General features: G+C 62.4%; 23 protein-coding genes. 6 read left to right on the top strand and 17 right to left on the bottom strand.

Annotation, left to right across the window (positions count from 1 at the left end; translation table 11 throughout):
* The first annotated feature begins 72 nt into the window (after positions 1–72).
* A complete protein-coding gene (locus Q7F16_RS23735) occupies positions 73–303 on the top strand; it encodes a hypothetical protein (RefSeq protein ID WP_003202853.1) in 231 nt (76 codons plus the stop codon).
* 87 nt (positions 304–390) lie between these two features.
* Complete coding sequence (locus tag Q7F16_RS23730) at positions 391–627, top strand: DUF2789 family protein (protein ID WP_014337880.1); 237 nt, start codon at positions 391–393, stop codon at positions 625–627.
* 231 nt (positions 628–858) lie between these two features.
* On the opposite strand, the gene Q7F16_RS23725 is transcribed toward Q7F16_RS23730, so the two are convergent.
* From Q7F16_RS23725 to Q7F16_RS23660, 14 genes are all read right to left on the bottom strand, one after another.
* Positions 859–2,082, bottom strand: coding sequence for a methyl-accepting chemotaxis protein (locus tag Q7F16_RS23725; protein WP_409556655.1), 1,224 nt, complete (start codon positions 2,080–2,082; stop codon positions 859–861).
* Positions 2,083–2,642: 560 nt separating this feature from the next.
* Positions 2,643–3,047 carry a TraR/DksA family transcriptional regulator gene (locus Q7F16_RS23720; protein ID WP_003180518.1) on the bottom strand — a complete coding sequence of 135 codons (405 nt, stop codon included), beginning with the start codon at positions 3,045–3,047 and terminating at the stop codon, positions 2,643–2,645.
* A 470-nt stretch (positions 3,048–3,517) separates the two neighbouring features.
* Positions 3,518–4,540 (bottom strand): ABC transporter permease, encoded by a 1,023-nt coding sequence (locus Q7F16_RS23715; protein WP_014337878.1) that lies wholly within the window; start codon positions 4,538–4,540, stop codon positions 3,518–3,520.
* Positions 4,541–4,574: 34 nt separating this feature from the next.
* Positions 4,575–6,128, bottom strand: a complete 1,554-nt coding sequence (locus Q7F16_RS23710; RefSeq protein WP_095963240.1) for a sugar ABC transporter ATP-binding protein — start codon at positions 6,126–6,128, stop codon at positions 4,575–4,577.
* Positions 6,129–6,198: 70 nt separating this feature from the next.
* The gene (locus Q7F16_RS23705; protein WP_014337876.1) at positions 6,199–7,125 is read right to left on the bottom strand and encodes a sugar ABC transporter substrate-binding protein; all 927 of its coding nucleotides are present in this window, start codon (positions 7,123–7,125) and stop codon (positions 6,199–6,201) included.
* 51 nt (positions 7,126–7,176) lie between these two features.
* Positions 7,177–7,329: a hypothetical protein gene (locus Q7F16_RS23700; RefSeq protein ID WP_172436103.1), complete on the bottom strand. Its 153-nt coding sequence runs from the start codon at positions 7,327–7,329 to the stop codon at positions 7,177–7,179.
* A 143-nt stretch (positions 7,330–7,472) separates the two neighbouring features.
* Positions 7,473–8,525: a Gfo/Idh/MocA family protein gene (locus Q7F16_RS23695; protein ID WP_409556575.1), complete on the bottom strand. Its 1,053-nt coding sequence runs from the start codon at positions 8,523–8,525 to the stop codon at positions 7,473–7,475.
* A gap of 151 nt (positions 8,526–8,676) precedes the next feature.
* Complete coding sequence (locus tag Q7F16_RS23690) at positions 8,677–9,687, bottom strand: Gfo/Idh/MocA family protein (RefSeq protein ID WP_409556574.1); 1,011 nt, start codon at positions 9,685–9,687, stop codon at positions 8,677–8,679.
* Between the two features lie 32 nt (positions 9,688–9,719).
* Entirely contained in the window at positions 9,720–11,651 is a 1,932-nt protein-coding gene (gene iolD, locus Q7F16_RS23685) for a 3D-(3,5/4)-trihydroxycyclohexane-1,2-dione acylhydrolase (decyclizing) (protein ID WP_409556573.1), read from the bottom strand.
* Positions 11,652–11,816: 165 nt separating this feature from the next.
* Positions 11,817–12,638, bottom strand: a complete 822-nt coding sequence (locus Q7F16_RS23680) for a TIM barrel protein (RefSeq protein ID WP_046064001.1) — start codon at positions 12,636–12,638, stop codon at positions 11,817–11,819.
* Positions 12,639–12,673: 35 nt separating this feature from the next.
* Positions 12,674–14,176 carry a CoA-acylating methylmalonate-semialdehyde dehydrogenase gene (locus tag Q7F16_RS23675; protein WP_013693593.1) on the bottom strand — a complete coding sequence of 501 codons (1,503 nt, stop codon included), beginning with the start codon at positions 14,174–14,176 and terminating at the stop codon, positions 12,674–12,676.
* Between the two features lie 30 nt (positions 14,177–14,206).
* Positions 14,207–15,016, bottom strand: coding sequence for a 5-deoxy-glucuronate isomerase (iolB, locus tag Q7F16_RS23670; RefSeq protein WP_014337870.1), 810 nt, complete (start codon positions 15,014–15,016; stop codon positions 14,207–14,209).
* Positions 15,013–15,906, bottom strand: coding sequence for a myo-inosose-2 dehydratase (gene iolE / locus Q7F16_RS23665; protein WP_018612783.1), 894 nt, complete (start codon positions 15,904–15,906; stop codon positions 15,013–15,015). The genes iolB and iolE overlap by 4 nt, the downstream gene beginning before the upstream one ends.
* Positions 15,907–16,094: 188 nt before the next feature.
* The gene (locus Q7F16_RS23660; protein ID WP_409556572.1) at positions 16,095–18,032 is read right to left on the bottom strand and encodes a bifunctional 5-dehydro-2-deoxygluconokinase/5-dehydro-2-deoxyphosphogluconate aldolase; all 1,938 of its coding nucleotides are present in this window, start codon (positions 18,030–18,032) and stop codon (positions 16,095–16,097) included.
* Positions 18,033–18,345: 313 nt separating this feature from the next.
* Between Q7F16_RS23660 and Q7F16_RS23655 the strand changes: the two genes are divergently transcribed.
* Both Q7F16_RS23655 and Q7F16_RS23650 read left to right on the top strand, forming a co-directional pair.
* Positions 18,346–19,269: a MurR/RpiR family transcriptional regulator gene (locus Q7F16_RS23655; RefSeq protein ID WP_014337867.1), complete on the top strand. Its 924-nt coding sequence runs from the start codon at positions 18,346–18,348 to the stop codon at positions 19,267–19,269.
* A gap of 30 nt (positions 19,270–19,299) precedes the next feature.
* Entirely contained in the window at positions 19,300–19,911 is a 612-nt protein-coding gene (locus Q7F16_RS23650) for a glutathione S-transferase (protein ID WP_409556571.1), read from the top strand.
* 191 nt (positions 19,912–20,102) lie between these two features.
* Here Q7F16_RS23650 and hcnC read toward each other — a convergent pair whose 3' ends face one another.
* The 3 genes from hcnC to hcnA are packed head-to-tail and all read right to left on the bottom strand — an operon-like array spanning position 20,103 to position 23,087.
* Positions 20,103–21,362, bottom strand: coding sequence for a cyanide-forming glycine dehydrogenase subunit HcnC (gene hcnC / locus Q7F16_RS23645; protein ID WP_079302341.1), 1,260 nt, complete (start codon positions 21,360–21,362; stop codon positions 20,103–20,105).
* The gene (gene hcnB, locus Q7F16_RS23640; RefSeq protein WP_046064006.1) at positions 21,355–22,764 is read right to left on the bottom strand and encodes a cyanide-forming glycine dehydrogenase subunit HcnB; all 1,410 of its coding nucleotides are present in this window, start codon (positions 22,762–22,764) and stop codon (positions 21,355–21,357) included. The genes hcnC and hcnB overlap by 8 nt, the downstream gene beginning before the upstream one ends.
* Positions 22,761–23,087: a cyanide-forming glycine dehydrogenase subunit HcnA gene (gene hcnA, locus Q7F16_RS23635; protein ID WP_409556570.1), complete on the bottom strand. Its 327-nt coding sequence runs from the start codon at positions 23,085–23,087 to the stop codon at positions 22,761–22,763. The genes hcnB and hcnA overlap by 4 nt, the downstream gene beginning before the upstream one ends.
* A gap of 276 nt (positions 23,088–23,363) precedes the next feature.
* Here hcnA and Q7F16_RS23630 point away from each other — a divergent pair, with 276 nt between their 5' ends.
* Both Q7F16_RS23630 and Q7F16_RS23625 read left to right on the top strand, forming a co-directional pair.
* Entirely contained in the window at positions 23,364–24,047 is a 684-nt protein-coding gene (locus Q7F16_RS23630) for a response regulator transcription factor (RefSeq protein ID WP_039592999.1), read from the top strand.
* On the top strand, positions 24,025–25,410 hold the full coding sequence (locus Q7F16_RS23625) for a sensor histidine kinase (RefSeq protein WP_046064007.1): 1,386 nt from the start codon (positions 24,025–24,027) through the stop codon (positions 25,408–25,410). Before Q7F16_RS23630 ends, Q7F16_RS23625 begins: the two co-directional genes overlap by 23 nt.
* Positions 25,411–25,506: the final 96 nt, after the last annotated feature.

Genomic DNA, 25,506 nt, shown 5'->3' with positions numbered 1-25,506 from the left:
GCCCGCCCAGCGAAGCCGTCGCCCATCGACGGATCGCGCACCCATAGCATGACTTCGAGGAGAAGGCGCGACGTGACGGAATTTGATATCGGCGAATTTTTTATCCGGGGCGAAGCCAGAGAAGTCGAAGGCGAGTTCCAGGCCGTCATCGTTATGCGCGCCAAGCCACCCTTGACCACCGTCAGTTGCCACCAAGTGGAGAAGGATCGCTGGTTCAAGACCGCGGAGATCGCTGCCGAGGCCGCCAGGGAAGCGGCCAAGGCGTTGAAGGCCGCCGTGGATGAAGGGGCCTTGAAAGCCTGAGCCCGATCGAACTCCTGATGAGCGCTTGCCTCAGATAAAGGGAAGCACCGAGGCGTCACGACGGCGCCCCACCCAAAGGAGACTCCCATGGAACAACCTTCCCACGAACTCAAGACCCTGTTCGACCAACTGGGCCTGCCCTCCGACGACAAGGCCATTGACGACTTCATCATCGCCCACCCGCTGGCCCCGGAGATCAAGCTGGTGGAGGCCGATTTCTGGTCGAACCAGCAGAAAGACCTGCTCCGGGAATGGCTGCTCGCCGACGGCGAAGAGGCGGTGCTGGTGGATCAACTGAACGTGCGCCTGCACGACGGCAAATAGAATGGACTAAATACACCATCGCTTTTGTGGCGAGGGAGCTTGCTCCCGCTGGGGTGCGAAGCAGCCCTGAGACCTGTCACCTTGGTGGGTCAGGTTGATGGGGTTCAGCCTTTTGGGGCTGCTGCGCAGCCCAGCGGGAGCAAGCTCCCTCGCCACAGGGTTGTGGCTGGCTGGAAAACTCAATCACCAGGGATTGTGGTGGGCTGAAAATCCCACCACCTGTAATCAGGCCTAGCGCGGCTTCTCGGGTTTGTAGCCCAGGCGCAAACCACCCCAGTGACGCCCCTTGAGCATGATCGGGACCGAGAGATCGTGCATCAACTCACCCGTGTCGCGGGTGTAGGTCTGGAGCAGCACCGGCTGCTGGTGGCTGCCGCAGCGGATCCCGGTGCGATCGGAGAATTTGCGCTTGGTGCGATTGTTCAGCGTGTCCACCTGGGGATCGCCGGTCAGCGGCTGGCTGAAGACCTTGTTATGGGTCGGCACGTAGCCCTGCTGGGTGCAGGCAATCGCAAACACCAGGCCCTCATGCCGGGCAAGCAAAGGCTCTTGGATCGCCGGCAGTACCTGGTCGGTGTAGCGGTCGAAACGGGTCTGGAATTTGGCTGGCTGGGTATTGGGGATCGGCTGGTAGTTGCGGTCGAACAGGTCCTCCAGGCTGACACGGCCCTGCTCGATATCGGCTTCGAACTGCGCAGCGATCTGGCTCGCCCCTTCGCGCGCCAGGTCGTAGACCCGTTGGTGATAATCGTCGAGGCCCACCTCGGCCAGGCGTTCGCTGATGGTTTCGGCCTGGCCTTCCATTTGCACCGCCGCCTCGGCCAGGCGCTGGGTCTGCTGGTCACTGATGGACAGGTCGCTGCGCATCTGCTCGATGGCGTGGAACAGGCTATCGAGTTGTTCGCGATTGGTGTCGGTGCCTTCGGCGATGGCGCTGACCTGGGTTTCGACGCCGGCGGCGAGCCGGGCGATGTTTTCCAGATGCTGGCCGGTGTGCTCGACCTGCTGCACGCCAATGTCCAGGTCAGCGGCCAGTTGACGGATCTGCTCCACCACCTGGGCGGTGCGCTGCTGGATATCGGCCACCATCACCCCGACCTCGCCGGTCGCCGCAGCCGTGCGCCCGGCCAGGCCACGGACTTCATCGGCCACCACCGCGAACCCACGGCCATGCTCACCGGCCCGTGCCGCCTCGATGGCCGCGTTCAGCGCCAGCAGGTTGGTCTGGCTGGCGATCGATTGGATCACCAGGCTGACCCGCTGGATTTCATCGCTGCGCACGCTCAAGGCCTCGATCAACTCGCGGCTGTCGTTTGCGCGCTGGCTGAGCTGGTGCATGCGGCTGATGGATTCCACCAGCTCGCTGCGCCCGGCCACACTGCTGCGATGAGCCTCGCTGGCGGCGCCCAGGGCTTGCTGGCTGAGTTGCGAAGTGGCTTGCTCGGTAGCGATCATCGATTCGGCATTGCTGACGATCTGCGCCGCCGCGTCGAGTTGGGACTGGACCTTGCCGGCCAGTTGCTTGACCGAATAGGCGACACCGGCCGCTGACAGCGCGTTATGGCTGGTGGTGTAGGACAGATCGCGGGTCAGCTCGGCCAATGTGTCGGTCGCGGGTGCGGGCGCCGCCGTCACGCGCGAACGCAGGCGCGGCAACCAGACGATGAGCATGACCAGCGGCAGGCCCAGGTACAGCGACCAGCCGCCCAGGGCCATGCCGCACAACAGCAATGCCAGGGCGAGACTCTGCAAGGTCGGCGTCAGCCAGCGCGCCGTGCTTTTTGTCTCAGGTACCGAGGCCGGCACCGCACCCGTCAGCGTTCCGTCTGTCGCCATGTTCGTCACCCACACTCTCGTTGTTATGAGCGCATTAAACGCCACTACAGAGCCATTATCCATGGTCCATTAGTCGCGTTCTTGCAGCAGATCAACGGGAGTAGACGAACGAGCACGGGCGAAAGCAAAAGATCGCGGCCTTCGTCAAAAGGTCGCGATCTTTTGTTGGAAAACGCGAATCAGGCCTGACGCTGGTGCTTGTCGATCTGTTCGTGACGTTCCTGGGCTTCGATGCAGTACTTGGTGGTCGGGCTGATCAGCAGGCGTTTGAGGCCAATAGCCTCGCCACTGTCGTCGCACCAGCCGAAGCTGTCGTCGTTGATGCGGTCCAGGGCTTGCTCCAACTGAGGCAGCATGCGCTGGTCGCGATCGATGGCATTGACCAGCCAGGTACGCTCTTCTTCTACGGAAGCAGCGTCCGCCGGGTCAGCCGGGGTGTCCAGGCTCTCAATGGCGATTCGGTTCTGTTCGATGCGCTCGTGGGTTTCGACTTTCATGTTCTGCAACAGCTTGGTGAAGAAAGCCAGCTGCTCGGCATTCATGTAGTCATCCGCCGGCATGGCCAGCAACTTTTCCTTTGTCATTGATATCTCTATAAAAAAACGTGCATTAAGGCGAATTATGGAGCGTCCCGCACTAGGCTTTGTACGATAAGTGCCTGCGCGACGATCAGGCTGCGTTGAAAACAGGCTCGGAATGCTCATTGACAACCAGTCAACTGCGCTTCCTCGCCTGTTTTCGCCTTGCCTGATCGCCGCTCGGCGACTTCTCGTACAAACCCTAAGCTGCCGCGCTCATCAGGAAGGCGCCGTCTTTTCCAAGCGCCACCCGGCACTCAATTTACGAGGGGCGGCAGTCTAAGGCCGAGTCGAGGCCTCAGCAACTGAAAACATAGGGAAAATGTCCGACAACCCCTTCAAATGTTCTCTGACAGGCTTTTGGCAGTCATCGGAGTGCGTTTATAACAAGAAATTCGGTGCAATAGCTGTATTAAGAAGACAAATGGCAACGCCACGCGAGTCAGGCGTGGCGCTTTGTCACAACTTCCCGGGGATCAGCGCTTGAGTTTGCGCTTGTTGCGGTACTGGTCGATGACCACCGCCACCACAATGATCAACCCTTTGATGATGTCCTGGATATAGGCATCGACACCGACGAAGGTAAAGCCGCTGGCCATCACCCCAAGGATCAGCGCGCCGATCACGGTGCCGGTAATGCGCCCCACCCCGCCTGCCAGGCTGGTGCCGCCGATCACGGCCGCGGCAATCGCGTCCAGTTCATAGGACATGCCCATGCCCGCCTGCCCGGTCGCCGCCCGCGCCGAGGCCACCACGCCGGCCAACCCCGCCAGCAACCCGGCGATGCTGTAGACGATCACCAGGTGGCGCTTGACGTTGATGCCCGAGGTACGCGCCGCCTGCATGTTGCCGCCGATGGCGTAGGTGTACTTGCCATACTTGGTGTAGCGCAGGGCGATGTGGAAGATCACTGCTACCACCAGGAAGATGATCACCGGCATCGCGCCATGCCCAATGGCGGTATAGGAATCGGACAGCATGCTCACCGGTTGGCCTTCGGTGTAGTAGCGCGCCAGGCCACGGGCCGAGACCATCATGCCGAGGGTGGCAATGAACGGTGGAATACCGGTAATGGCGATGATGCTGCCGTTGATCGCCCCGGCCAGCAGCCCTACCCCGAGCCCCGCCACCACCGGTATCCACACCGGCAAGTCCGTCAAGGAGGGAAACACCGCCCGGGCGAAGTCCGAGGTCTGGGCCAGGCTGGCGGCAATCATCGCCGACAGCGCCAGCACCGAGCCGGACGACAAATCGATGCCGGTGGTGATGATCACCTGGGTCACGCCGATGGCCAGCAGGCCGATGATCGACACTTGCAGGATCATCAGCACCAGGCGCTGGGAGTTCATCAGGAAACTCTGGTCGCGCATGATCCAGCCGAACATTTCGAACACCAGGCCGATGCCGATCAGCACCAGGAAGATACTCAGTTCCGTCGGCAGCCGCCGCCGCGTCCTGGCCGGTGCCGCCGCGGGTTTGTTTTCCAGTATCGCGTTCATAACCACTTACCTTTTTTGTCTGGACTGACGAGCATCAGGACAAGCCCGAAGCCAGTTGCATCACTCGTTCCTGGGTCGCTTCGCTGCGGTCGAGGGTGCCCATCAGGTCACCTTCATGCATCACCATGACTCGGTCGCTCATGCCCAATACCTCCGGCAGTTCCGAGGAAATCATGATCACTGCCATGCCTTCGCTGGCGAGGAAGGCAATCAGCCGATAGATCTCGGCCTTGGCGCCGACGTCGATGCCGCGGGTCGGTTCATCGAGGATCAGGATCCGCGGGTTGGTCATCAGCCAGCGGGCCAACAGCGCTTTCTGCTGGTTGCCGCCAGACAAAGTGTCGATGCACTGCTCCAGCGACGGGGTCTTGACCCGCAGCTTCTTGCACATGTCCTCACACAAGGCGCGCAGGGCTTTCTGCTGGATGAAGCCGTTGCCCACGTAATGGGGCAGCACGGCCATCTCCATGTTCTCCAGCACCGACAGGCACGGGAACAGGCCACTGAGCTTGCGGTCCTCGGTCAACAGCGCGAAGCCTTTCTCGATGGCCATGTGCGGGTCGCTGATGCGCACCGGTTGGCCGTCCAGCAGGATTTCGCCGCCGGTACTCGGGGTCACGCCGAAAATCGCCTCGGCCACGTTGGTCCGGCCCGAGCCCATCAACCCGGCGATGCCCAGGATCTCCCCGGCATGCAGGTCGAAGGACACGCCTTTGAAGATGCCGTCCAGGCTCAGGTCGCGCACCGACAGCACCAATTCACCGATGGGTTGCTCGCGCACCGGGAACAACTGGCTCAGTTCGCGCCCGACCATCATCGAAATCAGGCTGTCGCCGTCCATGCTGTCGGCCCGTTGCAGGCCGATGTAGGCGCCGTCGCGAAACACCGCCACTTCATCAGCGATGGCGAACACTTCGTTCATCTTGTGGGTGATGTAGATGATGCCTTTCCCCTGGGACTTGAGGTCGGCAATGATCGAGAAGAGATGGGCGACTTCGGTCTCGGTAATGGCCGAGGTCGGCTCGTCCATGATCAGGATGTCGGAGTCATAGGACACGGCCTTGGCAATTTCGACCATCTGCCGCTCGGCGATGCTCAGGTTGCCCACTTGCTCCTCGGGGTCGAGGTTGATGCGCAGGCGCTCCAACAGCCGGGCAGTGCAGCGATGCATTTCGCCATGGTCGACCATGTGCAGGCCGTTGAGCTGCTCGCGGCCGATCCAGATGTTCTCGGCGATGCTCATGTGGGGCATCAGGTTCAGTTCCTGATGGATCATCGCGATGCCGGCCTGCAGGGCCGCCAGGGGTGTGTCGAATTTTACCGGTTTGCCGCGCAAGCGCAGTTCGCCGGCGTCCGGCTGGTAGATACCGGCGACAATCTTCATCAAGGTGGATTTACCCGCACCGTTCTCGCCCATCAGGGCCAATACGGAACCGGGGCGTACCCGCAATTGAACATCGGACAGGGCCACCACGCCGGGAAAGCCCTTGCTGACATTGACGACTTCCAGCAGGTACGGCTCATCAAGTAATACGTCCGGCGGGAAAGCCATCGCCGGGGCGCTCGAAGCAGTCGCTGAAGCGAACATGATCAGGTACTCCCTCGGCAAGGTCGGCGTTGCAACCTTGCCTGCTTATTGTTGTTGTGATGGTGGAACGTCACTTGAACTGGTCGACGTTTTCCGGCGTGATCAGGCGATACGGCACCCACACGGCCTGCTCCACCGGCTGTTTCTTGACCATTTTCACCGCTGTGTCGATCGAGCCGTCGGCCTGGCCCTTGGCGTCCTGGAACACCGAGACCGCCATGTCGCCTTTCTTGATGGCGTTCAAGCCGTCCGGCGTGCCATCGACCCCGGCAATCAACACGCTACCCTTCTTGGTGCCCGCCTGTTTGAGGGCCATGGCAGCGCCGATGGCCATCTCGTCGTTGTTGGACACCACGGCCTGGAAGTCGCGGCCCTGGGTCAGCCAGTCGTTGACCAGGGTCATGCCCTTGTCACGGGACCAGATGCCGGTCTGCTCCTGCTCGATCTTGATGTCAGGGTATTTGGCCAGCACCTCTTTGACGCCCTTGGTGCGGTTGGTGGTGGAGTTATTGGCGAGGTCGCCCAGCAGGATCACGATGTCGCCCTTGCCGCCCATCTTGTCGGCCAGGTATTGCATCTGCATGCGGCCGGCTTCCAGGTCATCGGAGGCCACGGTGACCACGCCTTCTGGCAACTTCGGATCATCCGGACGGCGGTTGACGTACACCAGTGGGATACCGGCGGCCACGGCGGCCTTGGTGATGCGCTGGGTCGCGGCGGTATCCACCGGGTTGACGATGAGCGCGTCGACCTTCTGGCTGATGAAGCTTTCCACCTGGCTCAGTTGCTTGACCACGTCACTGCGCGCGTCTTCGAACTGCAGGGTGACGCCGTCTGGCAGGGACTTGGCTTTCTTGTCCATGGACTCGCGCAGGTACGTCAACCAGGTGTCATCGAACTGGGACATGCTGACGCCGATCTTCAGGTCCGCCAGGGCAGCGCCGCTGGTGAGCATCAACGACAGGGCCAGCGAGGCGATACGGGTCTTGGTCTTCATGAACGGTCTTTCTCCACTTTTTTGTTGGTTTTATGGATAAGGCGTGACGGATCAGGAACGGGGCAAGCGCACGATGGGCGCGCCGGGCATGCAACACACCACGGCGCCCTTGCGCTGGATACACAGGGATTCGAACAGGGGAAGGACTGCAGACAGGCGCAGCAGATGTGGCAGGTGAAACGCAGAGCGGCTGAAGGTTTTCATCGACGGTACCTAGCTGTGTTTCTTGTTTTTGTTTCGTCTGTCATCCGTTCAAGGCTGGCTTGGCGGGGAGACAGACAGGATTGTCGGTAACCTGGAATCGACTTTATTGGAAAATATTTTCCATATCAACTCATTTTAGAATTTTATTCGTTTTTTATTCCATGACCGACAGGCGTGGACAACCGCACCACTTCGCCCTGCTCGGCACTCTGCCGGGCAGCGTCGAGGATACGTGTGGTCGCCAGTGCATCACGGGCCTCCACCGGCAACGGGCCAGCTCCCTGCAACGCGGTTTGCAGGTGTTGGTAGAACGCCAGCCAGCAGCCACGCTCCGAGGTCACCCGCTCGCGCTCGGTGCCGTGTTCGAACCAGCCCCAGCGCCGATGTTCTTCAGCCCCCCAGCGTTCGCCCTCGGTCGCCGGGCTCAGGCCCGCCAGCGCCTGGGCTTCTTGCCCGTCCAGGCCGTCGACGGTATAGCAGCCCTGGGTGCCGTTGACCCGAAAGCGCGGGCGCGCTGCGTTTTGCACGCAATTGCCGCTCAAGTGGGAAATCACGCCGCTAGCATGGGTCAAGGACATGAAGAAGCCGTTGTCGAACGCCTGGCCGGGTTGGCGGTAGTCCAGCTCGGCGTAGACCCGCTCCACCGGCCCGAACAGTTGCAGCGCCTGGTCCACCAGGTGGCTGCCCAAGTCGCGCAGGAACCCGCCACCGCTGCCTTTGCCGACCGAGGTCGGCGAATAGCGCTCGACGCTGGATTCAAAACGAATGACCTGCCCCAGGGCGCCGGACACCAGCAGCTTGCGCAGGGTCAGGAAATCCGAATCCCAGCGACGGTTCTGGTACACGCTCAACGGCACGTTGTGTTGTTCGGCGGCCATCACCATCGCTTCGGCCTGTGCTGCATCCCAGGCAAAAGGCTTGTCGCTGACCACCGCCACGCCGAGGTCGATGGCTTGCATCACCACCTCCGGGCGACCGTCCAGCGGCGTGGACACCACCACCGCATCGACGCCCGCTGCGACCAATTGTTCGAGGGAGTCAAAGGCTTGAACGTGCGGATAATCAATCGCCAGTTGCTGGCGCCGCTCGGCAGACCGGGTCACCACGCCGACGAACGTAGCCCCGGGCAGACTGCTGATCAGCGGCGCGTGAAAGAACCGCCCGCCCTTGCCGTAGCCGACTAGTCCGATTCGCATGAAAGCTCCTTGAAAGTCATTGGATAAACGTCCCCTTGTGGGAGCGAGCTTGCTCGCGATGGCGTCGGATCAGCCTGGATTATGTTGACTGACCCACCGCTATCGCGAGCAAGCTCCCACAATTTGACTGCATACCCACAGGGGAATGTGGTTAGCCGTAGAAACGCGGCCGCTCAGGCAGTTCGATCTTGACGATCTGCCCACTCTGCTGCGCTGCCACACAGGCATCCGCCGCCACCGCTGCGGCGAAGCCGTCCCAGGCCGACGGCCCGCCCACCTGCCCGGCGCGCACGCCGTCGATGAAGGCCTGCAATTCGACGTCGTAGGCCGCGATGAAACGGTCCTTCCAGTCCATCAGGATCGCATTGGACAACTTGGCGCCACTGCGCAATTGCACCTGGGACGGTTCCGGGAGCTTGGCGATGCCGGTCTCCCCCACCACTTCGCATTGGATGTCGTAGCCGTACTGGCAGTTGACGAACACTTCCACGTCGATGCGCGTGCCCCGGGCGGTTTCCAGCAGGACGATCTGCGGGTCGCGCAAGTGGGCCAGGGCCTTGCTGGTCTTGCGCGGAAACACCACCTGCACCGACACATAGTCATCGGCCAGCAGCCAGCGCAACACATCCAGCTCATGGATCAAGGTGTCGGTGATCGCCATGTCGGTCTTGTAGTTTTCGCCTACGCTCGGGTTGCGGTGAGCGCAGTGCAGCATCAGCGGTTCGCCGATCTGGCCGCTGTCGATCACCGCCTTGAGCGCGCGATAGCCTTCATCGTAAGGGCGCATGAAGCCGACCTGCACCAGGCGCTTGCCGTGGGCGATTTCAGCCTCGACGATCTTGCGGCAACCTTCGGCCGTGACCGCCAGGGGCTTTTCACAGAACACCGGTTTGCCCGCCGCAATCGCCGCCAGCACGAATTCTTCGTGGCTCGGGCCCCAGGAGGTGACGAGGATCGCTTCCACGTCCGGCGCCTTGATCAATGCATGACCGTCGGGGTAGACCTCGGCGGTCAACTTCAGATCGGCAACGACCTTGGCCGCTTGTTGCAGGTTGATGTCGGTCACCGCCACCACCTGGCTGTTGAGCAAGGTCTGGCTGCAACGACGGATATGGTCCTGGCCGATGGCCCCGGTGCCGATGACGCCCAGCTTCAAAGACATGTAGAGAACTCCTTTCGTAGTGTTGGGGGCAATCAGTATTGACGGGCCTTGGCCAGTCGTTCATTGAGGGTCTTGGCGACGGCGTCGGTGCGGGCGCTGGTGGAGACTTGCGCCACGCCGACCCGCCACCACGACAGGTACTTGTGGATCATGGTCTTGGGCAGGACCTTGATGTCGATCAGCGTCGAGACGCTCTGGCGCCGCGCATCGGCCAGGGCCGCGTGCAGTTCGTCGAGAGTCTTGACCTTGTAGGTCTTGCAACCGTAGGCCGCGGCGCTCATGGCGAAGTCCACCGGCACAAAACCGCCGTCGAGCTTGCCGGTGTCCGGGTTGCGGAAGCGGAACTCGGTGCCGAAGCTGTCCATGCCGTGTTCCATTTGCAGGTTGTTGATGCAACCGAAGGTCATGTTGTCCAGCAGCACCACATTGATCTTGCGGCGTTCCTGGATCGAGGTCGCCAGCTCCGAGTGCAGCATCATGTAGGAGCCGTCGCCCACCAGGGCGTAGACCTCTTTGTCGGGCTCGGCGAGTTTCACCCCCAATGCCGCATTCACCTCGTAGCCCATGCACGAATAACCGTACTCGACGTGATAGGTGTTCACGCCCTTGCTGCGCCAACTGCGCTGCAAATCGCCGGGCAGGCTACCTGCGGCGGCGACGATGATGGCGTCATCCGCCAGGGTTTGGTTGAGGGTGCCGAGCACGCGGCTCTGGGTCAGGCAGGAACCGGTGAGCTCGATGAATTCGCGAAACACCGCCGGGTCCATGTGGTCGTTGATTTCCGGGACAAAATCCTCGGTCTGGAAGTCCGCCTGATAGATCCGGTCCACTTCGGCGTCGAGCTGGGCCTTGGCGTCGACGACCTGCCCGCCCCATTCGGCGCGATAGTCGCCCATTGCGGCAGACAGTGCCTCCAGCCCCGAACGGGCGTCGGCCAGCAGTTGCACGCCATCGAGCTTCAACGCATCGCACGGGCTGATGTTGAGATTGAGGAACTGCACGTCCGGGTGCTGGAACAGCCATTTCGATGCCGTGGTGAAATCGCTGTAGCGGGTGCCAATGCCGATGATCAGATCGGCTTTCTTCGCCAGCAGGTTTGCCGCCAGGCAACCGGTTTCACCGATGCCACCGACGTTCAGCGGGTGACTGGAGACCACCGCGCTCTTGCCCGCCTGGGTCTCGGCGAACGGAATGTCGAAGCGTTCGGCAAAGGCCTGCAACGCGGCGTTGGCGCCGGAGTAGCGCACGCCGCCGCCACAGATGATCAACGGCTGGCGCTTGCCCTTGAGCAGCGCCAGGGCATCGCCGAGCATCGCCTCGGTGGCCGGGCGGCGATCGATGCGGTGGACACGTTTTTGCAGGAAGTAATCCGGGTAATCGTAGGCTTCGGCCTGTACGTCCTGGGGCAAGGCCAAAGTCACCGCGCCGGTTTCGGCCGGGTCGGTCAGCACGCGCATCGCATGGATCGCGGCGGTCATCAGTTGCTCGGGGCGGTTGATGCGATCCCAGTATTTGCTCACGGCCTTGAAGGCATCGTTGGTGCTGATGCTCAGGTCGTGGAACTGCTCGATCTGCTGCAGCACCGGGTCTGGCTGGCGACTGGCGTAGACATCACCGGGCAACAGCAGCAACGGAATGCGATTGGCTGTCGCGGTGGCCGCGGCGGTCAGCATGTTCGCCGCACCGGGGCCCACCGACGAGCTGCAGGCGTAGATCTTGCGCCGCAGATGCTGCTTGGCAAAACCGATGGCGGCATGGGCCATGCCTTGCTCGTTACGGCCCTGATGGACCACCAGGTCGCCGCTGTCCTGCTCCAGCGCCTGGCCCAGGCCCAGCACGTTGCCGTGACCGAAAATGGTAAAGACCCCGGCGACGAACTTGCTCTGGACGCCATCGACTTCGATGTACTGGTTATCGAGGAATTTCACCAGGGCCTGGGCCATGGTCAGTCGTGTTGTGGTCATGCTTGCACCTTGTCTGGAATGCAAATTTTGCGGTTTGCTCAATCCCCTGTGGGAGCGAGCTTGCTCGCGATAGCGGTGTGTCAGGCAGCTCAGATGTTGAGTGTGCCGCCGCCATCGCGAGCAAGCTCGCTCCCACAGGGCTTCGCCATCGTTCAGGGAATCGGGTCAGGCCTGGGAGCTTTGCAGGTGGTTCATGCTCGCCCCCAACGCCTGGCGGATATCGGCCAGGTCATGGACGCTCTCGGCGAATGGTTCGAAGGACAGGTAGCCCTCGTAGCCACCAGCCCGCAGCGCCTCGATCTGCGCAGCATTACCAAGGATGTCGGCCGCGCCCACCAGCACCCGGTGGCCGTCACGGATCGTCGCCAGCGGCGCCTGGGCATCCTCGACACCGGAGATATGCACCAGCCCGGTCAGCTCGGGGAAGAACTCCTGCTCACCGGCCAAATGATGGTGAAAGGTGTCATGCACCAGGCGGAACACATCCAGCCCACCAATGCTCTTGATCGCTTCCACCGCCGTGCGCTTGCGGCGCAGCGAGCACTCTTCGAAACCCAGGGGCTCGATGAACCCGTAGATGCCAAAGGCGCGCAGGATCGGCGCCAGTTCACTGAGGGCCGTACGCAGCCCCGCTGCGCGCTCGGCCTCGTTGCGCGGGTCGGCGCGGTCGTTGAGCGGGCACATCACCAGGCCCTCGGCACCGCATTCGCGAGCGTAATCGGCCAACCGCACGGCCTGGGCGCGGCGCTCTTCGTTCCACACGTCAAAGGGGTACAGGGCGTTGATCGACAGCACCTTGATGCCGCGCGCCTCGCACAACTCGCGCACCCGGGCCGGCGGCATGCCGTCTTCGATCTCGACGCCCTTCAGATCGTTGCGGATCTCGATGGCGTCGGTTTTCAACGCCAGGGCCAGGTCGATGAAAGCGGGCAGTGACAGGCGTGGCGCAACCATTCGGTTCAAGGCAAAACGCAGGGGCTTGTTCATTGTTGTTCTCCCTCCGGCAGTCATTCAAAAACGCGTTATTGAGCAGTCGGCATGCTGAATTCAGGACCCTTGGCAATGCTGTCGGGCCAGCGTTGCATCACGCTTTTGTAGCGGCTGTAGAAACGCAGGCCTTCTTCACCGTAGGCATGGTGATCGCCGAACAGCGAACGCTTCCAACCACCAAAGGAGTGCCAGGCCATGGGCACCGGAATCGGCACATTGATGCCCACCATGCCGACCTTGATGCTGCGGGCGAACGCCCGGGCAATGCCGCCGTCACGGGTGAAGCACGACACGCCGTTGCCGAACTCATGGGCATTGATCAGCGCCACCGCCGTGGCGAAGTCCGGTACACGGACGATCCCCAGCACCGGGCCGAAGATTTCCTGCTGGTAGATGCTCATCTCGGCGGTGACCTGGTCGAACAGCGTCGCGCCGACAAAGAACCCCTGCTCGGCCCCGGGCACCTTGAAACCACGGCCATCGACGATCAGCCGAGCGCCCTCGGCCACGCCGGCGTCGATGAAGCCTTCGACCTTGGCCTTGTGTTCGGCGGTGACCAGCGGCCCCATGTCGGTGCCGGGCTGCTGGCCGTTACCGATCTTCAGTTGGTCGATGCGGGGCAACAGCTTGGCAATCAATTCATCGCCCACGTCGCCCACTGCCACGGCAATGGAAATCGCCATGCAGCGCTCACCGGCCGAGCCGTAGGCGGCACCGATCAACGCATCCGCCGCCTGGTCGAGGTCGGCATCGGGCATGACGATCATGTGGTTCTTGGCCCCGCCCAGGGCCTGCACGCGCTTGCCGTGCGCCGTGCCCTGCTGGTGGATGTACTCGGCAATCGGCGTGGAGCCGACAAAGGAAATCGCTTCGATGTCCGGGTGCTGCAACAGCGCATCCACCGCCACCTTGTCGCCCTGGACCACGTTGAACACACCGTCCGGCAAACCGGCTTCCGTCAGCAAACGGGCCATCAGCAGGCTGGCGGAGGGATCGCGCTCCGAAGGCTTGAGGATGAAGCAGTTGCCGGCGACCAGCGCCAGGGGAATCATCCACAACGGCACCATCACCGGGAAGTTGAACGGCGTGACCCCGGCGCAAACGCCCAGGGGTTGGCGCAGGTTCCAGTTGTCGATGCCGCCGCCGATGTTGTCGCTGAAATCGGTCTTGAGCAGGTTCGGCGCACCGCAGGCGTACTCGACGATCTCGATGCCGCGGGTGACTTCGCCGTGGGCATCGGACAGCACCTTGCCGTGTTCACGGCTGATGATCTGCGCCAGTTCGTCGTGATGACGGTCCAGCAGTTCCTTGAACTTGAACATCACCCGCGAACGACGCAATGACGACTGCTCGGACCAGGCCGGGAACGCCGCCAGTGCCGAGGCCACTGCCGCGTCGACGGTGCCCGGCTCAGCCAGGGCCACCCGGGCCTGCACCGCACCGGTGGCCGGGTTGAAGACATTGCTGAACCGCGTGCTGTCGCGGTCCTGCACGTGGCCGTTGAGGTAATGGCCTACTACCGGGGCGTCACTCATTGTTCTTGTTCTCCGTGCGAATGTTGGAAATCAGAGGTCCAGCAGCCAGCTGTGCTGCGGATCGTTATGGAACTGCCAGACCCGCTTCGGGCCGGCCATGACGTTCAGGTAATACGACTCGTAACCGTAGGGCACGCTGACCGGGTGGTAACCCTTGGGCACCACCACCAGGTCGCTGTTCTCCACGGCCATGGCCTGGTCGATGCTGCGGTCGTCGGTGTAGACCCGCTGGAACACGAAGCCTTGGGACGGGTTGACCTGGTGGTAATAGGTTTCTTCCAGGAAGCTCTGGTGCGGCAGGTCGTCGGTGTCGTGCTTGTGCGGCGGGTAGCTCGAGGAATGCCCCGACGGCGTACGCACTTCCACCACCAGCAGCGAATGGGCCGGTTCGCTGTCGGGCAGGATGTCGCAGACATAACGGGTGTTGGCGCCCTTGCCGCGCACGCTGCGCTTCATGCTGTCCGGGCGAATCAGCCGTGGGGCATAACTGTTTTGCGCAGAACCCGGCGCGGCGCACACGGCAATCTGCACATCGCTCAACGCGGTGACCTGGGCCTGGCTGCCGGGCGGCAGGTAAGCGGCATAGGGTGACTTGTCCTCGAACACCGACTGGCGATCACCGAGGTTGTCCCAATGGAAAGCGCCCTGCCCCGGAGCTTCGCCCTTGAGGCTGATACGCCCGCTGAGCAGCACCAGGCACAGTTCCTTGTCATCGGCGGCCACCGGCAGGGTTTCACCGAGGCTCAGGCGATAGGCGGCGAACCCGACGTATTCCAGCTCACCTGCCGGCAACTGGACCATGGTTCGGCCGCTGGAATGGCTCTTGATCAACAGGCTCATGACGGGCTCCTTTCTTGCAGCAAGGCACGCAGGGTGTCGTAGCCCTTCTTGGCGTAGGCATAACTCGGCGCTACGGCAGGGTCCTGCTCGGCTTCCACCACCAGCCAGCCTTGGTAATCGGCGGCCAGCAGCACGTCGAGCAACGCGGCGAAGTCGATGTCGCCGTCCCCCGGCACAGTGAAGGTGCCGTTGATGATGCAGTCGGGAAAACTCCACAGGTTATTGCGCGCCAGTTGCACCACCGGTTTGCGCACGTCCTTGAAGTGCACATGGCAGACCCGCTCGATGTGCTTGCGCAACACCTGCAACGGTTCGCCACCGCCCATGTAGCAGTGGCCCGAGTCGAACAGCAGGCCCACTTCGCTGCCGGTCAGGGCCATCAGCTTGTCGATGTCCGCGGGCGACTCGACGTAGGCGCCCATGTGGTGGTGATAGGCCAGGCGCACGCCCCGGGACAAGGTGAAGCGCGCCAGTTCGGTGAGCTTGTCGGCGTAGGCTTGCCAGGCTTCATCCGTATGGAAACGCGGCCGCTCGATCAGTGAAATGCGTTGGCCTTGAATGGAATCGGCGACTTCACCATAGACCAGCACGTTGGCGCCGTTCTGTGCCAGCAGCTCGACATGGCTGGCGATGGCGTCGATTTCCTCCGCCGCCGAACGCCGGGCCAGGCGACTGGAATACCAGCCGGAGACCAGCGCCAGATCATAAGGTCGCAGCACATCGCCGACGCCCTTGGCGTCCTTGGGGAATTTGCCGTTGAGTTCAAAACCTTCGTAGCCGATTTCCTTGCCCTCGCTCAGCGCCGTACTCAACGGCGTCTCGCCGCCCAACGATGGCAAGTCGTCGTTGCTCCAGGAAATCGGGTTGATGCCAATTCGAATAGCGGGCATGGCTGCACCTTTTATTGTTGTCTCTAATGTTCAACCGATCACTTGTGGCGAGGGAGCTTGCTCCCGCTCGGCTGCGAAGCAGTCGCAAAACCTATGGATGCGGTTTACCTGTCGAATCGGGGTGGCTGACTTGGGACTGCTTCGCAGTCCAGCGGGAGCAAGCTCCCTCGCCACAAAAGCCCTGTACATCAAGCACGGGCACTGCGCCACGCCTCGATCAATTCCACAAACCTGCCCTGCACCTGCCGGATCAGCGTTTCATCATCGATTTCCCCGGCCAGCCAGGCCCGGCTCGGTTCCTGGAAGATCGTGCGGCCCACGGCGAACCCTCGGCAGGTGGTGCTCTGGCTGGCCTGGCGGAAGCCTTCGGCCAGGGCGGCGGCCGGGGCGTTGAGGCCCAGCAGGACCACGCCGCGGCAATACGGGTCGCGTTGCTGGATCAGTTCATCGAGCTGTTTCCACTCCTCCGCGCTCTGGGCTTCGATCTTCCACCACGCCGGGAAAATACCCAGGTTGTAGAGGCGCTTGAGGGCACGATAGAGCACGTCCGGGTGGGGTGACGGATGATCCTTGGGCGGAATGACTTCCAGCAGCAATTCATGGCCACTGACCTGGGACGCCTTGTACAAGCCCATCAGTTGCGCTTCCTGCTCCAGGCGCAGCAGTGGCTCATCATCAGGGTGAAATTGCACCAGGCACTTGATGATCTGTTCCTGCGGCCAGGCGATCAGGTTGCTGCCAATGGAGCGCCCATGCTCGAACGCCAGCGGCCGCGAATTCTGTACCTCCACTGGCCGCGCCACCCACCAGCCACGTCCGGTGGCAGCGTTCAGCGAGTCCTGGCCGAAGCGTTGGTCGGCCAGCAGACCGACGTCGGCCTCGATGCCTTGGCGTTGCAGGTCGGCTTCGACCCGCTCCACCGCCTGGATGAACAATTGCTTGAGTTCGCTGATGCTGCTCAGGTCGCGGCCGCCTTTCTGGGCCAGCTCCACCAGTTGCCAGCGATGGTCGAACGCAAAGATGAACAGTTGTTTCCAGGCCTTGCGGGGCACGCTGACCTGATGCAGTCGTTGCAGCACGGCATCCTGGTCCGGCCGGGTAATCGGCACCGGGCTCTTGAATAAATAGTCGAGCTCGGCCCGGGTTGGCATCGCCGGGGCACAAGCATGGCGCGACACCACCAGGCCGCCGCAGGCATTGGCCAACTGACAGCAGCGCTCATCGCTGGCGTCCTCCAGCCAACCGGCGAGGAAGCCCGACATGAATGCATCACCGGCGCCCAGTACATTCAAGACCTCGACCCGAACACCTGGGTAAAGGGCGCCGTCTTCAAGGCGGGTCGCAATGGCGCCATGAATCACCGTGCAACCTTGCGGGCCAAGCTTGACCACCAGGGTCGCCGCCGTCAGCGAGCGCACGGTGCGTAGCGCGGTCAGCAGGTCTTCGCTGCCGCCCGCGATGAGGAATTCTTCTTCGGTGCCAACGATCAGGTCGAAACGCGGCAGGATCCCTTGCACATGCTGGCTGACCTTCTGGTCGGCCACAAAACGGGTTTCCCCATCGGCCTTGCCCGCCAGGCCCCAGAGCACCGGCCGATAATCGATGTCCAACACGCATTTGACGTTGTGCTTCTCAGCGTAATCCAGGGCCTGGGTACTGGCCTTGTAGACGCCATCGGTAGAGAAATGGGTGCCGGTGATCAGCAGCGCCTTGCTGGAGGCAATGAAGGCTTCGTCGATGTCTTCGACGCGCAACGCCATGTCGGCGCAGTTTTCCCGGTAGAACACCAGGGGAAAGGTTTCCCGGTCCTTGATCCCCAGCAGGACCATGGCCGTCAGGCGTTCGGAATCGACCTTGATGCCACTGACATCGCAGCCTTCACGTGCCAGGGACTCCACCAGGAAGCGGCCCATGTGGTCGTCCCCTACCCGGCTCAGCATCGCCGACCGGAGCCCCAGGCGTGCCGTGCCGAAAGCGATGTTGGCCGACGAACCGCCCAGGTACTTGGCGAAGCTTGCGACATCTTCCAGGCGCGCACCGACTTGCTGCGCGTAAAGGTCGACGCCCAGGCGTCCCAGGCAGATCACATCCAATTGACGCCCACTGGCAAAACGAGTCTGGCCCATGCTGGCTCCTGTTATTTTTATCAGCCTGCGCTTGTCGCCGAAACCGGCGCCAACGCTGTTGGTGAATGCAGACTAAAACGAGCGGCGCGCAATAATCAATAATTATTCTATAAATTTTTTACGTGGAATATTTTTTCCAATACGCTATGAGCGAAGCGAGCCAACCGCAGTGCATCGTTTCAGCCACTACTGCAACATTTGTCCGCCCATGATTTTCCCTGCGCCTACGCTGTAGACTGCGACCAGCCAACCTATTGTCGAGGGCCGGCCTTTTTTCGGGCCGCCCAATAAGAACAAGCCAGAAGGATTTTCTATGACCCGCCCCGATGATCTGCCGGCGCCGTCCGAGAGCGCGTCCGAACCCGCGCTCTCGAGCCCACCGATCAATGCCGAGCGCCTGCTGCAACTGATCACCGATGAATACGAAAGCCTGCCGCGCCAGCTCAAACGCATCGCCAGCTACATGAGCCAGCAGAGCGACCGGATCATGGTCGACCGCATCAGCGACATCGCCCGGGAATGCGAAGTGCACCCCTCGGCCATCGTCAGGTTTTCCCAGCGTTTCGGTTTCAGCGGGTTCAGCGAAATGCAGGCGTTGTTCCGCGAGGCCTACACTCACAAGACCACCCCGGTGCAGAACTACCAGCAGCGCATCCGCAGCATGATCGCTAACAAGTCGCAGAAGGCCAGCGGCGGCGACCTGGCCCGCGAGTGCGTCAACGCCACCCTGTCGGGCATCGAGCGCCTGGGGTTGGAGCTGGACGACCAGGCGTTCGAAAAGGCCGTGGACCTGGTGGTCAACGCCGACAACATCTACGTGGTGGGTGTACGCCGCTCGTTCGCGGTCGCCGATTACCTGGTCTACAACCTGCAACACACCAATAAACGCATTCACCTGGTGTCCGGTCTGGGGGGCAGTTACCGCGAGCAGATGCGCAGCGTGCGTGCCAACGACCTGGTCATCGCCATCAGCTTCACGCCCTATGGCAAGGAAACCCAGCACTGCCTGCGCATTGCCCAGCACCACCAGGCCAAGACCCTGATCATCACCGACAGCAACCTCTCGCCCCTGGCCAAACGGGCCAACGCGGTGCTGCTGGTCAACGAAGGCAGTTCCTTCGCCTTCCGTTCGTTGAGTGCCACGTTGTGCCTGTGCCAGGCGTTGTTCATCGCCGTGGCTTACCGACTGGAACTCAAGGTCGATGAAATCCATGAACAGGTCGGGTTCGAGGATTAACGCCCGCAAAGGATTACTCAAGGAGAAGTCATGAAACTGATCGGCATGCTGGACTCGCCCTATGTAAGACGCGTCGCCATTTCCGCCAAGTGCCTGGGGGTTGCCCTGGAGCACGAGTCCGTTTCGGTGTTCAGGCATTTCGAACAGTTCCAGCGCATCAACCCGGTGGTCAAGGCCCCGACCCTGGTACTGGACGACGGCGACGTGCTGATGGATTCCACGTTGATCATCGATTACCTGGAGGCCTTGGCCGCCCCGGGGAAAAGCTTGATGCCGGCCGACATTGGCCAACGGCTGCGCGCACTGCGCCTGATTGGCTTGGCCCTGGCGGCGTGCGAGAAGTCGGTGCAGATCTACTACGAACGCAACCTGCGACCGACAGAGATCCAGCACGCCCCCTGGGTTGAACGCGTGGAAGGCCAACTGGCTGCGGCTTATGGAATGCTGGAGCAGGAACTGGAGAAACAGCCGCTGGGCACTGATGGCAAACTCGATCAGGCCGGCATTACCGTGGCAGTGGCCTGGAGCTTCACCAACCTGGTGGTGCCGGACCAGGTGCAAGGCAAGGCTTTCCCGTTGATCAGCGCGTTCACCGCCTATGCCGAAGGGTTGGAGGCGTTTGTCAGTACGCCGATGGAATAATCGGCCGTGAACAAAAAAACCTGGGGGTAACCAGAGCACCTGTGGGAGCAAAGCTTGCTCGCGATAGCACTGGATCATCCAGCAACAATGTTGACTGGCATACCGCTATCGCGAGCAAGCTTTGCTCCCACAGGCTCGCACACAGTTTGTTTTCGGGTGACTGTGGGATATGTGTTCCCCACAGAGTTTCTTCAGGCCAGTTCCATTTCCTGGGGCTTTACTGTCGACGCCACCTCGAAGCGATCTTCCAGGAACGGGGTGATGTCCAGCGGCAACGGTTCGTTGTTCACCAGTTTATCCAGCAGTACCCCGGTGATGGCCGAGGTCAGGATGCCGGTGCGAAAATGCCCGCAGGCATTGAGATAACCCTCCACCCCGCGCATCGGCCCCAGGATTGGCAGTTCATCAGGTGACCCCGGGCGCAGGCCGGCCCAGGTCCGTTTCAGGTTGATGTCGGCCAGTTGCGGAATACAGCGCACCGCGCCTTGCACCAGCCCTTCAATCTCCGGATAGGTCGTGGTCACGTCGAAGCCTTTGTCTTCGGTGGTGCTGCCAATGAGGATTTCACCGTTGTCTTTCTGCGCCACGTAGCAGTCGCTGGTGGTCAGGCAGCCGTTGAGGATTTTCGGCATGCGCTCGGTCAACAGGATCTGCCCCTTGACCGGTTTGACCGGAATCCGCACGCCAGTGGCCTGCTCACTCAGGTCCGCCGCCCAGGCACCGGCCGCGTTGATCAAGGTCCGGCAGTTGAACGTCCCCGCCTCCGCGGTTTTCACGCCTGTCACCCGCGTGCCGCTGCGCAGCACCTCGGTCACGCTGGTGTTGAAGAACAGGTCGACGCCGTTCTGCCGGGCGCCTTCGGTGTAGGCGTCGGCCAGACGGAACGGGCTGACCTGGTGATCGCAGAGAAACTCCAGCGCCCCCAGGGCTTCATGGCTGACATTCGGCTCTGCCTCACGCAGGGCAACCTGGTCAAGCCAGCGCACCTGGTCTGCCAGGTGGGGAATGCAGGCGACGATGTGCTCGGCGTACAAACGGTCTTCATCGTCGTAGATCACGAACTTGAGCCCGGTCTCCTCGAACTTGAAATCCATGCCGTGGTTGTCGATCAACTCGCGGTGCAGCTGCGGATACATCGCGTTGGACTGCAAGGCGAAATCAAAGAACGACTCGGGCAGGATGTGCGGCGTGCTGGCATCTACCGCCACCGCCGCACCCTGGGTCTGGCGCTTGCGGTTGGCCGACATCATGCGAAAGAAAATCACCCCGCAGCCCAGGCCCACCGACTCGCCAATGGCCCACAGGCCACCGGCCGACGCACGGGTCGCGTTGCCGGGGCGCTTGGCGTCGATCAGGGCGACTTTCAGGTGTTTGCGCTTGGACAGTTGATAGGCACAGGAGGCCCCGATCACACCGCCACCGGCGATGACCACGTCATAATCCTTAATCATGGGAAACGGCCTCCATGCCGACGTTCTGGAACGCTGAAAAGGGAATCGGATCGATGGGGAAACGCGGCCGCAGCCAGCCCACGTCGGCACGCCCGGTGGCCTCGCGCAAGCGGTCGCTGCAATAGCCGACGCACATCCGCCCCTGGCAATCGCCCATGCTCACGCGGGTGCGCATCTTCAGGCTGGCCATGTCCTGCACGCCTTGCTCCAGCGCCCGGTCGATGTCGGCGCGGGTGGCGTGCTCGCAGCGGCAGATCACCGTATCGGCGGCCGGCAATGCGGTTTGCCCGGCGCCACGTTGGGTGTAGCGATCCACGGCGGCGCGAAAGCGAATGATCCGCTCCAGTTGCGCCTGGTAGCGTTCGCGGTGCGCCAGGGCCGTGGATGGATCGAGCACGTTACGTTGCATCAGGATCGACAGCGCCGCGATGCGTCCGCTCAGCATGGCGGCTTCACCGCCGCGAATCCCGCCCATGTCGCCGGCCAGGTGAATGTGCGCTTCGCTGCTTTGTTGCCAGGCATCGGACACGGCCCGCAAATAGCCGTCGTCGCTGAAACCGTGCTCCAGGCCCATCTGCTGGCTCAATTGAGTCCGCGGGATAAACCCGTAGCCGACCGCCAACGTCTGGGCCGGTACCTGTTCAGCGCGTTTGAGGTCGGGCTCCCAGTTCGTGGAATAAGGCGCGACGGTAACGACGCTCAACTCACCCTCGCCGTCAGCCTGCACCACGCCCCAACCATAGCGCACGGGAATGCGATTGAGCTTGAGGTAGGCCAGCATGCTCAGGCCGTCGAGGAACAGTTGCGGCTTGTTCAGCAACGCCAGGCTTTCCTTGGCAATCCGGCCGAACGCACAGGCCTCATACACCCCCGCCACCGCCACGCCCGATGCGTGCAGTTGGCAAGCCACCAGTGGCAACAACGGACCGGTGCCGGCGATCACCACCGGGCTCGGCGGCTTGACCACACCGCTCTTGATCTGCAATTGCAAGCCGCCAAGCATCATCACGCCCGGCAGGGTCCAGCCAGGAAACGGCACGCTGCGTTCGTGACAACCGGCCGCCAGGACCAGATGGGAATAGGCGACCTCGACCAGGCGCTCGTCGGCATCCAGCAGCATCAGCGCCCGGAAGCCTTCGGCACCGATGACCCGGCTGCTCAATCGCACGTCGATCAGGCCGGCGTGTTGCTGGAATTCACCGTGGAGTTTCTCCAGGGCTTCGCTGTAGCGCGGGCCCAGGTAGTCCAGGCTGACACCGTCGCGCAGCGGCCCACGGTAGACGACGCCACCCAGGCGCGGTGCCTCTTCGAGCAAGGTGCAACGCACCCCATGCGTGGCCAGCTCGATGGCGGCGGCCATGCCCGCCGGCCCACCGCCGACAATCACCGGATCGAGGCTCATGGCGCCTCCGTTTCGGTGATGCGGTTGACCCGGGTTTCGATCTGCATGCCGGGGCGTACCAGGGTCTGGCAGGCGCGGCGCTTGTGGCGACCGTCGATCCTGACCAGGCAGCATTGGCACACGCCCATGCCGCAGTAGGCGCCGCTGATCTGGTCGTGGTCGTTGCGGGCCACCTGGCGTTGCCCCAGGGACTGGATGACGGTGAGGACGGTTTCACCGTGGGCAGCACTGACAGCCTGCCCGTCCAGGCGCACTGTCATGTCGGCCTGTACCAGCGGCTGGATATCGAATTTTCGGCGTAGAAGGTCTGAAGGTTGCATCATACTGCTCTTCCTTGAAGATTCTGTGGGGGCGCGGCTCCTTGCGGCACACCATCACCGGTTCGCATCAGTGCCCGGCAGCGGCAATGCGCCAAAGCAGGGCAACAGACGCCACATGATAGTGCGCGCGAAATTTATGTTAGGGATTATTTGTGACCAAGTGTTGATCCAGGCCAGCGAATCGGTTCGCCGGCTCATGAACTTTTTTTCAGAAAGCCGACAGGTATTCTTTGGCAGAATGCTGCGCAATAGCACCAACTTCCCAACACGGTACCGCCCATGAACCGCATCCTGACCATCGAAGACGACGCCGTGACCGCCCGTGAAATCGTTGCCGAGCTGACCCGCAACGGCCTGGACGTCGATTGGGTCGACAACGGCCGCGAAGGCCTGGAACGGGCGGTAAGCGGCGACTACGACCTGATCACTCTTGACCGCATGCTGCCCGAGCTCGACGGCCTGGTGATCGTCACCACGCTGCGCACCATGGGCGTGGCCACGCCGATCCTGATGATCAGCGCCCTCTCCGACGTGGATGAACGGGTCCGTGGCCTGCGGGCCGGCGGCGACGACTACCTGACCAAGCCGTTCGCCACCGACGAAATGGCCGCCCGGGTTGAAGTGCTGCTGCGGCGCAACAATGGCGCCCGCGAGCCGGAAACCGTGCTGCGGGTGGCCGACCTGGAGCTGAACCTGATCAGCCGCGAAGCCAGCCGCAACGGGCAACTGCTCAGCCTGCTGCCCACCGAGTACAAGCTGCTGGAATTCCTGATGCGCAACAGTGGGCAGATCCTCTCGCGCATGATGATTTTCGAAGAAGTCTGGGGCTATCACTTCGACCCAGGCACCAACCTGATCGATGTCCACATCGGCCGCCTGCGCAAGAAAATCGACCCGCCGGGCCTGGAACCGCTGATTCGCACGGTACGGGGCTCCGGCTATGTCATTGCTGAACCCCGCTAAGGGCTGGCGCTCCTCCAGCAGCCGTCTGCTGGCGCTGTACAGTTCGCTGTTCGTGATCTGGAGCGCGATTCTGATGGGGGTCATGTATTACGAAGTGTTTGGCTACCTCGACAGCCTGGCCAAGCACTCCTTGATGCAGCGCCAGCACCTGTTCGCCCGCATCCATGGCGATCAACTGGAAGACGCGCTCATGGCCAGCCTGACGCTGGACGAGCGCGGCGTCGATGCCTACGGCCTGTTCGATCCGCAATTGCGCCATTTGAGCGGGCCGATCCAGCGCGTTCCTGCCGACCTGCCGCTGGACGGCAAGATCCACATGCTCGGCGGCTGCGTCGATTCCGATGAACCGGGCGTGCCTTCCGACAGCTGCGACGCGGTGGCGACCCGAACCCAGGACGGCCGGTGGTTGGTCCTGGCCCGGGACAACGGCTCGCTGTTCGCCGTGACGCGGATCATCTTGCACGCGCTGTTCTGGGGAGTATCGCTGACGATCCTGCCGGGCATCGCTGGCTGGCATCTGCTGCGCCGGCGACCGTTGCGGCGGATTCGCAAACTGCAGGCCAGTGCCGAAGCCATCGTTGCCGGCGACCTGACCCATCGCCTGCCGCTGTCGAGCCGGCGTGATGAATTGGACATGCTGGCGGCGATCGTCAATGCCATGCTCGAGCGCATCGAACGCTTGATGAATGAGGTCAAGGGCGTGTGCGACAACATCGCCCATGACCTGCGCACCCCATTGACGCGTCTGCGTGCCCAACTTTATCGCATCCAGCAGCAAGCGCCGGACGGTTCGCCCGAGGCCTTGCAAATGGACCAGGTGATCGCCGAGACCGACACACTGATGGCGCGCTTTCGTGGCTTGTTGCGGATTTCCGAGCTGGAAGACCAGCAGCGGCGCTCAGGCTTCGTGCGCCTCGACCCTTTGCAGTTACTGCAGGAGCTGCATGACTTTTACCTGCCGCTGGCCGAGGAAGGCGAGCTGACCTTCATCCTGGAGGCGCCCGACGCCCTGCCGCTGCTCAACGGCGACCGGGCATTATTGTTCGAGGCCGTGTCGAACCTGCTGAGCAACTCCATCAAGTTCACCCCGCCGGGAGGCACGGTGATCCTGCGTGGGGTCGATCAGGGCGACAGCACGCGCATCGAAGTGCTCGATTCGGGCCCGGGCATTCCCGAGGCGGAGCGCAAGGCCGTGTTTCGCCGCTTCTACCGTGCCGAGGGCAGCAGCCAGCACGGCGGATTCGGCCTGGGCCTGTCGATCGTCGCGGCGATCGTCAATCTGCATGGGTTCACGCTGGAGGTGGCCAGCAGCGAACACGGCGGCGCGCGGTTGGTGCTCGATTGCCGGGCGACGTTGTTGTAGCCATAGGGCGGGAGCAGCACCTGTGGCGAGGGAGCTTGCTCCCGCTCGGCTGCGAAGCAGTCGTAAACCGGCAGATACGGTTTGGCAGGTTTTTTG

Source organism: Pseudomonas sp. Lb2C2 (assembly GCF_052112205.1).
GTDB lineage: Bacteria > Pseudomonadota > Gammaproteobacteria > Pseudomonadales > Pseudomonadaceae > Aquipseudomonas > Aquipseudomonas kilonensis.
The sequence above is the reverse complement of the archived record's forward strand: the minus strand, read 5'-3'. Positions and strand labels throughout refer to the sequence as shown.

Excerpts from the sequence above, each read along its gene's own strand:
- Q7F16_RS23660 (WP_409556572.1), bottom strand. The coding sequence starts at position 18,032 with ATGGGCCAGACTCGTTTTGCCAGTGGGCGTCAATTGGATGTGATCTGC.
- Q7F16_RS23690 (WP_409556574.1), bottom strand. The coding sequence starts at position 9,687 with ATGTCTTTGAAGCTGGGCGTCATCGGCACCGGGGCCATCGGCCAGGAC.
- Q7F16_RS23715 (WP_014337878.1), bottom strand. The coding sequence starts at position 4,540 with ATGAACGCGATACTGGAAAACAAACCCGCGGCGGCACCGGCCAGGACG.
- Q7F16_RS23625 (WP_046064007.1), top strand. The coding sequence starts at position 24,025 with ATGTCATTGCTGAACCCCGCTAAGGGCTGGCGCTCCTCCAGCAGCCGT.
- Q7F16_RS23675 (WP_013693593.1), bottom strand. The coding sequence starts at position 14,176 with ATGAGTGACGCCCCGGTAGTAGGCCATTACCTCAACGGCCACGTGCAG.
- Q7F16_RS23730 (WP_014337880.1), top strand. The coding sequence starts at position 391 with ATGGAACAACCTTCCCACGAACTCAAGACCCTGTTCGACCAACTGGGC.
- hcnB (WP_046064006.1), bottom strand. The coding sequence starts at position 22,764 with ATGAGCCTCGATCCGGTGATTGTCGGCGGTGGGCCGGCGGGCATGGCC.
- Q7F16_RS23650 (WP_409556571.1), top strand. The coding sequence starts at position 19,300 with ATGAAACTGATCGGCATGCTGGACTCGCCCTATGTAAGACGCGTCGCC.
- Q7F16_RS23725 (WP_409556655.1), bottom strand. The coding sequence starts at position 2,082 with ATGATCGCTACCGAGCAAGCCACTTCGCAACTCAGCCAGCAAGCCCTG.
- Q7F16_RS23680 (WP_046064001.1), bottom strand. The coding sequence starts at position 12,638 with ATGAACAAGCCCCTGCGTTTTGCCTTGAACCGAATGGTTGCGCCACGC.
- hcnC (WP_079302341.1), bottom strand. The coding sequence starts at position 21,362 with ATGATTAAGGATTATGACGTGGTCATCGCCGGTGGCGGTGTGATCGGG.
- Q7F16_RS23720 (WP_003180518.1), bottom strand. The coding sequence starts at position 3,047 with ATGACAAAGGAAAAGTTGCTGGCCATGCCGGCGGATGACTACATGAAT.
- hcnA (WP_409556570.1), bottom strand. The coding sequence starts at position 23,087 with ATGATGCAACCTTCAGACCTTCTACGCCGAAAATTCGATATCCAGCCG.
- Q7F16_RS23630 (WP_039592999.1), top strand. The coding sequence starts at position 23,364 with ATGAACCGCATCCTGACCATCGAAGACGACGCCGTGACCGCCCGTGAA.
- iolD (WP_409556573.1), bottom strand. The coding sequence starts at position 11,651 with ATGACCACAACACGACTGACCATGGCCCAGGCCCTGGTGAAATTCCTC.
- Q7F16_RS23710 (WP_095963240.1), bottom strand. The coding sequence starts at position 6,128 with ATGTTCGCTTCAGCGACTGCTTCGAGCGCCCCGGCGATGGCTTTCCCG.
- iolE (WP_018612783.1), bottom strand. The coding sequence starts at position 15,906 with ATGCCCGCTATTCGAATTGGCATCAACCCGATTTCCTGGAGCAACGAC.
- Q7F16_RS23700 (WP_172436103.1), bottom strand. The coding sequence starts at position 7,329 with ATGAAAACCTTCAGCCGCTCTGCGTTTCACCTGCCACATCTGCTGCGC.
- Q7F16_RS23655 (WP_014337867.1), top strand. The coding sequence starts at position 18,346 with ATGACCCGCCCCGATGATCTGCCGGCGCCGTCCGAGAGCGCGTCCGAA.
- iolB (WP_014337870.1), bottom strand. The coding sequence starts at position 15,016 with ATGAGCCTGTTGATCAAGAGCCATTCCAGCGGCCGAACCATGGTCCAG.
- Q7F16_RS23705 (WP_014337876.1), bottom strand. The coding sequence starts at position 7,125 with ATGAAGACCAAGACCCGTATCGCCTCGCTGGCCCTGTCGTTGATGCTC.
- Q7F16_RS23695 (WP_409556575.1), bottom strand. The coding sequence starts at position 8,525 with ATGCGAATCGGACTAGTCGGCTACGGCAAGGGCGGGCGGTTCTTTCAC.